The 12,311-nt window shown below is 42.9% G+C and carries 6 protein-coding genes and 1 tRNA gene; 2 read left to right on the forward strand and 5 right to left on the reverse strand.

What is annotated here, in order from left to right:
• Positions 1 to 449: 449 nt before the first annotated feature.
• Together JGUZn3_RS03425 and JGUZn3_RS03430 are read right to left on the reverse strand one after the other, a co-directional pair.
• The gene (locus JGUZn3_RS03425) at positions 450 to 1,136 is read right to left on the reverse strand and encodes a LexA family transcriptional regulator (protein ID WP_203414329.1); all 687 of its coding nucleotides are present in this window, start codon (positions 1,134 to 1,136) and stop codon (positions 450 to 452) included.
• Between the two features lie 355 nt (positions 1,137 to 1,491).
• Positions 1,492 to 5,148: a glycosyltransferase gene (locus tag JGUZn3_RS03430; protein WP_203414330.1), complete on the reverse strand. Its 3,657-nt coding sequence runs from the start codon at positions 5,146 to 5,148 to the stop codon at positions 1,492 to 1,494.
• 483 nt (positions 5,149 to 5,631) lie between these two features.
• On the opposite strand from JGUZn3_RS03430, the gene JGUZn3_RS03435 reads away from it, so the two are divergent.
• Together JGUZn3_RS03435 and JGUZn3_RS03440 are read left to right on the forward strand one after the other, a co-directional pair.
• Positions 5,632 to 7,059, forward strand: a complete 1,428-nt coding sequence (locus tag JGUZn3_RS03435; RefSeq protein ID WP_203414331.1) for a calcium-binding protein — start codon at positions 5,632 to 5,634, stop codon at positions 7,057 to 7,059.
• Positions 7,060 to 7,255: 196 nt separating this feature from the next.
• A complete protein-coding gene (locus JGUZn3_RS03440; RefSeq protein ID WP_203414332.1) occupies positions 7,256 to 10,051 on the forward strand; it encodes a glycosyltransferase in 2,796 nt (931 codons plus the stop codon).
• Here the strand turns inward: JGUZn3_RS03440 and JGUZn3_RS03445 are convergent.
• The 3 genes from JGUZn3_RS03445 to JGUZn3_RS03455 all read right to left on the reverse strand — a co-directional run bounded on the left by JGUZn3_RS03445 (position 10,011) and on the right by JGUZn3_RS03455 (position 12,264).
• On the reverse strand, positions 10,011 to 10,913 hold the full coding sequence (locus tag JGUZn3_RS03445) for a rhamnan synthesis F family protein (RefSeq protein ID WP_203414333.1): 903 nt from the start codon (positions 10,911 to 10,913) through the stop codon (positions 10,011 to 10,013). The two genes, JGUZn3_RS03440 and JGUZn3_RS03445, sit on opposite strands and share 41 nt — an antisense overlap.
• 114 nt (positions 10,914 to 11,027) lie before the next feature.
• Positions 11,028 to 12,221: an acyltransferase family protein gene (locus JGUZn3_RS03450; protein WP_203414334.1), complete on the reverse strand. Its 1,194-nt coding sequence runs from the start codon at positions 12,219 to 12,221 to the stop codon at positions 11,028 to 11,030.
• Positions 12,190 to 12,264: transfer RNA gene (locus JGUZn3_RS03455), tRNA-Gln, on the reverse strand. The genes JGUZn3_RS03450 and JGUZn3_RS03455 overlap by 32 nt, the downstream gene beginning before the upstream one ends.
• Between the last annotated feature and the right edge of the window lie 47 nt (positions 12,265 to 12,311).

Below are 12,311 nucleotides of genomic sequence, written 5' to 3' on the forward strand. Positions count from 1 at the left end.
TGACGGGACAATAGTTGGCGGTTTACTACGGGGTTTAGGTAGGGTGTGGATAAAAAATGAGGCTTTTTGGTTTGACCATTTTGTGTCAGCAACAAAGTGGGGTTTTTAGGGGATTTTGTTAATTTCTTGGAACAAAGCTCTTTTTATTCGAATAACCTTCGAGTGGCGTTCGATCAAGGGGTTTTGGGCATTTAGTGTGCCCTTTTTATTTGGTTTGGTGCCAAAAAGAGTATGAAGTTGAATTATTTATGAATCTTTTAACGTAAGTAATTGAAATATATAGGGTATTTTAATTCACTCACAGACTTATGGATAAACAGCTCTATGGATAAAAAAGAGTGTGAAGTCAGTTTTTTACCTATTAGATTACTGCCTTCATTTTTATTCATATTTTATCTACAGAACTATGCACAGTTTTGAGGGATTAAATTGTTAACCCACTCTTTTATTTAATTACCCATATGGCCTGAACGCCAGATGACTTTACCGATTATTTGAACTGGGCTTCCCCCACCTTCTATCATTGCCTGCAGTTGTTTTGCGTTTAACTCTTCTGGGGGATAAAGCGTGTTATCACTTATCACCTGTATATTCCCATTGACCAACCGCCTTAATCGTTTAACCAGTAATTCATTTTCAACTCTTACAACGTAAATGGCACCGCTTACAAGTTCATCAATATCTGTTTGAACTAAAATTGTATCGCCATCATGGAGTGTGGGGAACATGCTATCCCCGCTAACGGTCACAGCAATAACGTGTTTCCAGTTAATGGAGCTGTAATCTAGTAGGAGTTTTTTCGGTAAAACAACCAGGTCTTTTACATCTTGGGAAATGGGCTCAACGCCGTGGTCAGCAGAAATAGTAACGTCGTAGATAGGGATAGAAATGACCTCTTTAGAGCTAATAGAGGGGCTACTACCGGCTTCCATATTGCCCACACCATCAATAAGCCATTCAAGAGAAATGTTACATGCTTTAGCCAGTTTTGAAGCAATACTGACCTTCATTTCTCCCTTTCCGCTCAGGTAGTTATTCAGGGAAGTTTGAGATATCCCAGCGGCCTTTGCTACAGAGCTATACCCCCCACCGCGCTGTAAAGCTTTTTTAAGGCGGTTAGCTAAAGTATTGGTCACAACACTTTTCTTTATAAAAAATTGCCGATAACAAAATTTTTATATTGAATACAAAAGAAAAGTTTAGTATCTTCCATATTAAGAGCTTTCGTAAAAGAGTTCTAAAGAAGTTTAGTAAAAGTTTTAAAAATAGTTCCCGTCGGCAAACGGGAACATTTTTAGGGAAGCAATCCATGTTATCTACTATAGATAAGGGCACTTTAGACTGAAAGGAAAAGAAGGTAGGTCAAGAATAGTGTTTTAATGTGAATCCCACAAGGGCTTCCCGAAAGGTCAGCAGTGATCTAAGCTCCTTAAAAGGTGCTAGTGCTGACTCATGGGCAAGCGGTAGTCTAAGCTTTTAAAAGAGGTGGGATTAGTGGCGATGTAATCCCTCTCGGGCAAGGATTTTAACCCAAGGGTGGCGATTTTCTACAAATTCAACCACTTTGGGTTTATGGGTGTTTTGCTCGGTGAGGGTGTTGGTCATAGAAGTATGATGGACTCGGTATTCGGCTAGAATAGTTTTAGCTTGCACACCATATAGACCCATTTCTGCAAATGTACACCATAAGTCAAAATCTTCCCATCCCATGGCTTCCCGATTGACATAGTAACCGCCCGCTGCAGCCCACCCCCAACGAGTAATCATGGCCATGGCATCTATATAATTTCCACGGACAAGAGAGAGCGGGTAGTAGGGAGGTTCACCTTGAGGTCTTTCCCCCATGAGGTTAGATTTTTCTCCAAAAGGTTGAATAAGGGGGTAGGCAAAAGCAGCAAGCGGATTGTCTTTAAGGGTTTTGAGCAAGGTAGAGCAGGCCGCTGGGAGAAGCCGGTTATCAGCATCAAGTTGCATGATATAAGGGGTTTCGGTTGCGGCAATCCCAATATTTCGGGCTCCTCCTAAGCCACTATTTTTCTGGCTTTGGAGAATATATAACCGGTTAAAGCGGTTGGCATGGTCTTGCGCCCAATTGACTAGTAGTTCTTGAGAGGAATCAGAAGAGCCATCATCAACCACGATAAGGTCTATTACAGAAAGATCTTGTTGATAGACGGAGTCCAAGGCTTCTTTAATGCAATGGGCATAGTTGTAAGAGGTAATAACAACACTAACCTCTGCGCTTTCCAGCATATCTCTGGCATAAAGAATGGTGCTTTCAGGGACAACAGGTACAATGCCTTGGCTATACGGCCCTCTTTTGATTAAAAGCTCCATGGATTCGGTGGCGGTAGAGGTTTTGGAAATACTATCAAGGAATACTTTAAATTGTTTACCCTGCCGTTCGGGGCCAAAGTTCCACAATACAGAATGATAAGCGGCCTGAGCCATTTTTTGGCGGAGGTCAGGATTATCAATCAATTCAAGCAGATAGTGTTCCCATTCTTCTGGGGTTGTCGCAAGGAAGCCTGTTTTCCCATGGATAACCAGCCTTTTGAACGGCCCTGTGGGTGAGACAACGGAACAGACATTGGCAAGGGCTGCTTCGGTAAATTTGATTTCACTCTTGGCATTACAGAAAATATTATCGACTTCTAGCGGTGCGATGGAGATATCAAACCGGCTAAACTCATAGGAGAGTTCTTCAAGTGGTACGGTATCTCGCCATTCCACTTGGCTGGATAATTCCAGAAGTTCAGGGAATTCTTCCATAATGAGGATAGGGCGTTTGTTTCCAGACTCACGAAACAGCACAAGCCGCACTTCAGGACGCTGACGCAGAACCTTTATTAGGGCAGGAAGGGCTACGAGGAAGTCTTTCTGATGGGTTCTGGTTCCACTTGTATAGCCAATGCGTATCAACCCATCAGAGGCGAGAAGCTGTCTTTGGCGTACACACCGGCGGGCAAAAGTCAGCATTGTCCTGTCATAAATGTTGCGCATCACCTGTACTGGCGGAATTGCTTCAGACATTTGCTGAGCAAGTTCTGGTGTTGAGGCTATTCCATAGTCGGAGCGTACCAAGGTTCGGCGCACATTGGTAAAGAATTGTTCGGTATGGTATTCTGTTGACCCTATGGTTCTAATACCGTCAATAATGTCAATACGGGCGAGTTCTGGTTTAAAGACAATATCGTCCGCATCGAAAATAACAGGAATACCTTTTTCATGGGCAAGGTGGATCATAATATCCACATGGCCGCTAAATTCTGCCCGCCAAACAATTAAGCAGTCTGCCCAGGTGATATGATCGGGGTTGATGTCCGCCAGGTTAGCGACCTGAGCATCTAACCCTGCTAACCGGCACGCTTCAGCGTTGCGGTAACATCTATAAAGTACACCCGGTGTATGGGGCTCTCCAGCAACGAAGAGAACATTTTGGATTTTGCCTTTTTCGTGTTCACGCAGAGTGGGAGGAAGGAGAACTTCTGGATCGATCACTTCCAAAAGCAGGTCTTCTTCAAGGTTGGAAGGCGTGTCATCGCGACCGATTTCACGTTCAAGTGTTAAGAGAGCTGTAGAATCCTCAGAGCTGGAAATATTTTCATTTTCTTCAGAAAGAGAATCTCCAGAAAGGGAATGAGATGATGATTCTGGCGCTGAGGTCTCCTTAGACTGCTGTTCTTTTTGAGAGGGAGGTTCAGAAGAAGTTGGATTTTCAACAGCAACAAGAGTACCATTTTCGGATTCGGGCCCTCCTGGAAGGTCGATTTGTGGGTTGAGCTGGTGGGGCTCTTTTTGAAGAGTGTCTTGAATATTCTCTTGCGCCCTATCTTTCATCCTATCTTTCTGGTGGGAGGAAGGCGAAAAAGCCTGCTGGAAAACCTTTGTCCAAGAAGGAATTCGCAGAAAAGGAGAGGGTTTTGATTTGCTCTTTTCTGTGTTTTTGTGGTCGTCTTCTGGTTTTACTTCTTCAGCTTGGGCTGAGCCTTCAAGAGAAGAAACCGATTCCATGGGCCTGTTTTTTTCTTTTGGAGGTTGGCTTTTCTCACCAGAGGCACTTGTATTCGATAGGGTGGCGTGATGGGCAATAAGAGGTTGGGATTCTTCTGGCAGTGTTTTGAGGGTAAGGGCCCATGATGTTTGGGCGTTCTCTTTCCTCTCTTCAGCAAGACGTTGATGGAGTTTTTGGTTCGAGTGCGATAAAGCCTTAAGGTTTTGTTGAAGCAGGCTAATATGGTGCTGCAATGTCTCGATATGCGCTTGGGAGGCTGCGAGCTTGTCGGCAGTTTCCTTTTGTCGTTCTGCAAAAAGAGCGGTATTTTTTTCGCTTTTATGCAAGTTGATTTGCAGCTTTTGGATCACTTCCATCTTTTCAGAGGCAGAACGCTCGGGGAGTAGCTTTTTCTGTTTATGAGATTCTAGAGTTTGGACTGCAAGAATATCTTTTTGCCAGTTTTGGGCCACAAAAGAAAAAAACTGTTTAACGGCAAGTTTTTCTTGGTTCGCGCTGGCAAAAATATCTCTAAGGGGTGTTAGCTTGCTATGGGCTGGCAACCAAAGGCTACTTTTGGAATCAAAAGGAAAAATGAGAAAATGGTTTTTCTCAGCAAAAGCCAACAATGCCTCTTTCTCAGGAGGTGTAAGCGAACCTATATTGAAGAGAGCTATAAGAGGTTGAGTTGGGAAAGAGTGTTGGTTTTCTTCAAGGGTTGAAAGATAGGCCTGGAAGCTATTGTCTTTCTCCAGATCAAAAATCAAAAGGTCAGCGTGCTCGGATTCTTGTACGAAATCCTTTAGTGAATCTGCAAAATAGGTGTTGTGGAGAAAAAGGGTCTCTTTAAAATCAGGAAGCCGTGCGCGTAAGGTGTTTTTATGTGGACCTGTCTCCCTTAAGACACAGAAACTGGTCAGGCTAGACTTCAATCCCACCCCTTCTTGCAGTAAAGAAAAGGTGTCCTGGTTTTCGCCTTCACTTACAGCAATCTGGGAGAACGGGAATTGGCTGACCGTCCAGTAAAGAAAAACATGCAGGGGGCTGATCTTTTGCGAAGCCCTGAATAAAGACTTTGGTGGGGCAAAAATATAAGAAAATTGCTGAACATTCTGGAATATGGGAGAGTGTTCGACAGAGACGTTTTGGCTCATGAATATAAAGGCTCTAACTTTGAACTTCTGACACTGGAATAAGCTTGATAATATTTCAGGGAATATTATACAAGGGCACCAACATTCTAATAAAAGATGAACATTCTTTACGTGCTAAGCTTATCCACTATTTTACATAGCCTTCTAAAAACCTAGTTATGGGATATAAAGCCTAGATAAAGGCTTGAGAAATACTAGCAGGTTTTGGAAAGGCTGGCTAGGGATAAGCCTGGCTTTAAGCGGAAACGAGGTTTCTCTGGCACGCCTAAAAAAATAAAGAAAAAACATTAAAATGTCTTATTCCTGCAGTAATATAAAAACAAGTGAAAAATGGTGCTTATAAGCAAATCACAGCGAGTATTTAAAGAACGATAAGAAAACGAAATAATACTTGTTTTTAAAGTTTGGTTTGTGCTAAGCGTTTAATTGACATTATAAAAAACAACAAAATAGTGGTTAAATAAAAATAGGAGAAGGTTAGTAATGGCCATTGTAACGGTCCTAGGCGCTACAGGCGATACCCATCTAACAGTAACTGTGGATGGGAGCTATTCAGAAAGACAGGCAGACGCTTTTGCACAAAGACTGCTTGATATTTATTCTACTACAGATACAACCAAAGCTGTACACGGTTTGGTTAGCCAAGATGGAGGGCTGACAACAAGCGCATCAAGCAATTACGGTGCTATTACAGAGGGTAGTCTATACTTTGTTAATAGCCACTACACAGACCTGGTTATAGGTAAACTCAATTCTGGTTCTTCTGTTGCTGGTGCAGGTGCTGGTACAGCAATTATTCCTTCTTCTGCAAATTCTACCGATGAGGTGCTTACTCAGCCTGTTACTGTTGTTGCGGGTGGTGAGCAGAATACCGAACTTCAGGTTTTGGCTGGTAGTGCTTCTAACGTTACTTACTATGCCCATTATGAGAACGGCACAATCATTGGCGCTGGTGGTTCGCTGAACTTCTATGGTAGCCAGGAAAGTGGTTCGGCTGGAACCTATCAAATCGTTACAGCTTTAAACGGTAAGAGCACACTTTATCTGGGTCTGAGCTCCAACTCTGTTTATTCTCAAGGTAGCGATACAATTGTTGGTCCTTATGCTGGGGTAGAGAATCTTGATGCTGGTTACAGTCAGCAAGTTACTTTGGTTGGAAGCAACTCTGTTGTTAACACAAGCAGTAACTCAAACATTGTTGATATTGGATCTGGAAACTCTATCTCTGTTGCAGGTCACAGCTTCATTAGTCTTGGTGATCAAGGCACAGCAAGCCTTATCGGCGCCTCAAGCACAGTGAGCGGGGGCACAAACTCTACCGTTTCTGCTACCAGCAGTGAGCTCAGCGTTATCCAGGGCTTTGGTAACAGCATTACAAGCACAGGCAGCCTGACATTCTATAACGGAACCAGTAACTCTACAGTAACAGCTGCAAATTCCACCATCTTCGGTGCAGCAGGCCTGAACTTGAAATACAATGTCACCGGTGATCCTACCAAGAGCTTCTTTACTGCAAGTGATGGTAATGAAACCCTTGATGGTTCTTCTTCAAGCAATGCGCTTGTGGTTTATGCAACTAGAAATGGTAACCTCAGCGTTGTTGGTAGTAACAGCGATGATACCTTTGTTGGTGGCACAGCTAATGCAACCTTTACCGGTGGTCTGGGTGATAACCACTATATGTTCCAGAATGGCAGCGGTGGTGGTAATGATGTTATCACAGACTTTAGCGCTTCTTCTGGGAACAAAATTGAGCTTTACAACTACAATCTGACCAATGAAACTCTGCAGTCTATCCTTGATAGTGCTCAGAATACTTCTCAAGGGAAAACCATTGTTCTGTCCGATAACACCAAAATTACCTTTACTGGTGTTGATAATCTGTCAGTTAACGACTTCAAACTGGGCTAATATTTCTTTCTCCTATTACTCAGTATTCCGATTACTCAGGATTACTATAAAAACCAGGCACAGCAATGTGTCTGGTTTTTTATTTGAGGTGAGGGAATTTTTTTTAAAGAAAAAAGGCTCTTGTTATTGAAATGTTCCACAGGTTAAAAGAAAGAAGGATTTAGAAAAAGAGAAATTATATGAATGGTGCCGCCGAATGAATCAACCTTTAATGAAAAATCAGAGTGATCTTGAAAAGGATAAAGATAGCATTCTTGAAAGCTATCGCTCGAGCTTGATGATTCAGGATAAGCAGATTAGAGGTCTGGAAGCAGAGCGGGATCGACTTTTACATCAGATGCATCAGGTCCAAAATTCTCTTTCGTGGAAAGTTACTCTGCCGTTAAGACTGATAAGGGTTGCCATGGATGGACGACGAGATGTTTTGAGAGTGTATTTAAACATTTTTCGTCATAGGCTTCTTCGGATCAGACAACCAGATTTTAGAAGGAGAATCTACGAGCGGGTAACATCACGATTGTTCCCCCCTAAAGTGCCTTCACAGGGCGAACCGAGATCCGCTGGTGTTAAAAAAGAATATTACAGAGCCCCCCAAACACATGTGGCTGAAGAGATTTTTTGTCCTTCTGTTCTCATTGTAGCAGAGCTTACATTGCGCCAATGTGCCAAATATAGAGTATGGCAAAAAAAGGAATATCTCGAAAGTCTTGGGTGGGAATGCCGGGTGATAGACTGGCGTGAAACGCAGGAAGTTCAGTCTGCCCTTCAGTTTTGTACGCAAGTTATTTTTTATCGAGTGCCAGGATTCGATAATGCTTTAGATATGGTAAAAGAGGCAAAACGTTTAGGGCTTAAGCCTTTTTGGGAAGTGGATGACCTGATTTTTGATCGAGAGGCCTATAAAGAGAATAGCAATATCGCCCATCTTTCTCAGGAAGAATATAGGTTATTGTTTTTTGGAGTCGAGAAATTCCTTGCTTGTTTAAAAGCCTGTGACCGCGCCATTGCTTCTACTGAAGCTTTGGCTCAAGCGATGAGAGATAAGGGCATTGAACAGGTCGATGTCATTGAGAATGCGATTGACCAGGAAACACTCGATATTGTTGCCGATATTAAACAATATAGAGCAGATCCCCATTCCCCACAGAATCGGGTTTATGCTGAAAAATATAAAGACCATGTTGTTATCACTTATGGGTCCGGCACAAAAACACATAATGCAGATTTTCTTACGGCTGCACCGGCTTTAGCAGAAGTGATGAAAAAGAACCCCAAAGTGCTCTTACGCATTGTGGGAGAATTAGGCCTTCCTGATATTTTTGACGACTTGAAAGACCAGGTAGAATATATTGAGAGTAAGGTCTATTCGGAATATCTCAATATTTTTTCCCGAAGCGATATTGCTATTGCTCCCCTAGAGGAAACGCTTTTTAACGAATGTAAGAGTAATATAAAATATATTGAAGCTTCTGTTTTTTCTATTCCATCAGTGTGCTCTCCCCGTCAGCCTTTTAGTCAGATTATTAGGCAGGGTGAGAATGGCTTTTTGGCCCAAAGTCATTCGGAGTGGGTTAAGGCCTTAACCCTGTTGGTAAATGACGCCGAACTTAGACGTTCAATGGGGGAAAAGGCCCAAGAAACAGTTGATGGACGCTATTCCCAAAAAGCCATTGCCGAGCAACAGGTTAAGCCGGTATTCCCCTTACCTGAAAAACCAAAATCTCGACCTTTTCGTGTCATGTCTGTTAATATTTATTATGAGCCACGCTCTTTTGGTGGGGCAACCTTTGTTGCTGAAGCGGTGAATAATTTTTTAGTCAAGGAGCCGAATGTAGAAGTTGCGGTCTTTACCTCAAAAGCCAAGGATGGCCAAGCCTATGATGGGATGATTCGCTATACCCTGGATAATGGGGTTATGGTTGTTGCTTTACCGCTGACTGATAATCATGGTGGTTTGAGTGGATTGAACAATGAAATGGCTGGTGAACAATTTACGATGTTCCTTAAAGCTTATAGGCCAGATGTTGTCCATGTTCATTCTATACAAGGGCTTGGTATTGCCATGTTACGGCAATGTCGCAGGCTTGGGATCCCCTATGTTTTAACATTGCATGATGCTTGGTGGCTGTGTGAGCGGCAGTTTATGGTGGATTCAGCAGGCAGTTATTGCTTCCAGAAAAGGGTAGATGTAAAAGTTTGCCAGTTGTGTGTTCCGGCTGCGCGGCATTTGCAGGAAAGAAGAAATATTCTTCGGCAGGTTATGGATTCAGCAGCATGTTTGATCTCTCCAAGTGCTTCTCATGCAGAGCTCTATAAAGCTAATGGGGTAGGCCAGAATAACGGCTTGCAAGTCATTAAAAATGGCGTACCTTTGCCAAAAACCCTCCGAACAGCACGGAAAGCGGGTACCCCTATACGATTTGGGTATGTGGGAGGAAATGAAGTTATTAAAGGGTTTCCACTCATAGAGCGGGTTTTTCAGGATATCCCTGATGGGGGATGGAAGTTATTCTTGGTCGATAATAAGGTAAATCTTGGATATTCCTCTATCAACGTCTCCGGTTGGAAGAATAAGGAGAACGTTGTGATTGTTCCTGCCTATAACCAAAATACAATGGATGATTTCTATAATCATATAGATGTGTTGCTCTTTCCATCACAGTGGAAAGAGAGTTATGGGTTAACAGTCCGGGAAGCGTTAGTGCGTGATATCTGGGTTATTTCAACTTCTCCTGGAGGCCAGGCGGAAGACATTATCGATGGCGTTAACGGTACTCTTATCCCCATTGATGGGAAAAAAACAACCTTGCAGGAGGCAGTACAGGCACTCCTGAAGAAACCAGAGTGCTTTACCAATTATCATAACCCTCACAAGGATAGAATCGCGACTTATAAACAGCAAGCCGAGGAAACATTTACTGTTTTACAGCATGCTGCAAAGCAGCACCCTTCTATTTCCTCTGAAGAAGAGTATGGAAAAGAGCTTGTATAATAGTGCCTTTATTTCGGCATAGGAGAAGAAAATAAATAATGCGAAAAAGATTAACTTTGGGGGGAAGCGGCTTGCTTCCCCTTTTTTTAAGGTACAGATCTACCCATTGTGGGTTAAAGAAAGGCGCATAACTGGCGACAATTTTGCGCCAACGATAATGCCAAAAAAGCTGCACAGGATTATCGCGAATAAGTTCCACTTTAATAAAGGGTACGTAATGCGATTTTATGACAGACAGCCAGTTGATAATCATGGGGTTGAGGGAAATAATTTTTCTTAATCCACGCCTGTTAGCATACCAGCAACTGGCACAGGTTAGGCCAGCTGCCTGGATAGCCACGCCTAAGCCCAATTCGCCATGGTGGATAATTTCAGCTTTGCTCATTTCATGAAAAGGGAGGGTAAAAACCCTCTGAATAGTTGGGTGATCAAAGGCTTTTCGTTTAAAACATAAGAACCAGGATTGTAAATGCCAGGTCATCTCATAAGATTCGACCATACCCCATATATCGCGACCCAGATTTTGCATGGTAGAAAACAAAGGCTGTAGCGGATAGAATGGTCCAAAAATACTATCATTCGTAAAAAGGATTGTTTCAGCTTTTTCAAGGCATCCTTGCTGGATCAGATATTGCCACGCACCAAAATCCATTCCCCTGTTGGGGCGTGGGTAAATCTTTATTCCCAATTCGTCGCATAATTTCTGGACATGGGCTGGAACAGAGTCATGGCCGGAAAAGGCCAGGTGAATGTCTAGGCCGCAGAGTGTGAGCTGCTTGAGATAATGGACAACATGCGGAGCAATATCGGGAGTGGGATCGTAATGGGCAAAAAGGCAAACGGATCGAGTCATTTTAGACATAGACGCTCTTAACTAATGGGGATTTTTGGAGAATCGTTCTTAGAAAAATACTCTTTATGGTTAGACTTTTTATACTTTTTGTAAAGGATTATGGCTAAGAGTGGCTGGGGTTGTTTAGAGTTTTGCAATGATTGTCTGCTTAGGGCGATATTTCAAAAGGGGAAGTTCAATATAACGCCAGATAAACCAGGAGAGCAGAATTATTATGGCCACAGAGAGTGTTAAACCTTCCATAGGGGTCAGGCTTTGTCGTTCAATCAGGGTGTGGGCCGTATAGAGAACAGAATAATGCACGATATAAAGGCTGTAACTATGGTTACTGACGAGAAGGGTAAGCCGTTGGAGGAGAGGGTTAACGGTTTGGATGGTTATAAGAAAGGGCATACAGAGAGCATAATTGAGGCTGATAAAATTAAAGATAAAAATTTTATGAACGCGTTCTGGCCAAAATTTAAGAGCAGGATAGTAGAGGATGGAAATGATATAGAGGGTTCCAAACACTCCGATAGCGCATAAGAAAGGTGCAGCTTTTTTAAGCTTATGGGAATAAAAATACCAAAACCATGCAGTAGAGGCTCCATAGGTAATAGCATCGAGCCTGTTAATGACCACATTTTTAACGGCTTGGTCCCAATTGGCGGTGGGGGGCACCATGATACGAAAAACAACTGGTAGGATAAAGAAGACCCCAAAGGTGATTGCAAACCTTTGGCCTGGTCTGATTTTTATGAAGGATAAGGCCAAAAGAAGGGCAGGAAAGCTTATATAGAACCATTCCTCCACTGTGAGGGACCACGAAACGGCAAACCAGAACGTTACCATAGGCCAAGCCAAGTTTTGGGTAAGGGTGAGATAATAGAGGAGATAATGTTTTAAGTTGCTCCAGGGGTTAATCAGATTCAGCCAGTAGGAGAGAAATGCCAAAACCCCTATCCAGAAAAAATAGGCTGGTAGCGTTCTGCCCCATCGCCTTACCCAGAAAATCCCCCATTGCTTGGCAGAGGCGTTCTGTTCAACAAGGTTAATAACGATAGTACCAATCAGAAAACCGCTGAGGGTAAAAAACAGCGTTACGCCAAACTCTCCCAACACAATAAGCCCCACGGGAAAAGGGGTTTTAAACCATATGGAGCTAAAATCACTTATATGACTGACCAGAACCATTATGATGGCAATGGAGCGTGCGATATCAGGGCCAAAGAGGCGTTTTTTTTCATTTTCAAAGGAGGTCAGCGAAAAAGCTGTTGGGGCTAACACGCGGTATACCAAAAGATAATGGCTGGGATGGGAGGATTCGAACCTCCGCATGGCGGAATCAAAATCCGCTGCCTTACCGCTTGGCTACATCCCAATTGTTTGCTGAACGCAGCAAAGATAGTTCGTTAAAGTAGATTACCT

It is taken from the genome of Entomobacter blattae (assembly GCF_014672835.1).
GTDB lineage: Bacteria > Pseudomonadota > Alphaproteobacteria > Acetobacterales > Acetobacteraceae > Entomobacter > Entomobacter blattae.

Bases quoted from the DNA above. Each gene is read 5' to 3' on its own strand.
- JGUZn3_RS03450 (WP_203414334.1), bottom strand. From the start codon at position 12,221: ATGCGGAGGTTCGAATCCTCCCATCCCAGCCATTATCTTTTGGTATAC.
- JGUZn3_RS03440 (WP_203414332.1), top strand. From the start codon at position 7,256: ATGAATCAACCTTTAATGAAAAATCAGAGTGATCTTGAAAAGGATAAA.
- JGUZn3_RS03435 (WP_203414331.1), top strand. From the start codon at position 5,632: ATGGCCATTGTAACGGTCCTAGGCGCTACAGGCGATACCCATCTAACA.
- JGUZn3_RS03430 (WP_203414330.1), bottom strand. From the start codon at position 5,148: ATGAGCCAAAACGTCTCTGTCGAACACTCTCCCATATTCCAGAATGTT.
- JGUZn3_RS03445 (WP_203414333.1), bottom strand. From the start codon at position 10,913: ATGTCTAAAATGACTCGATCCGTTTGCCTTTTTGCCCATTACGATCCC.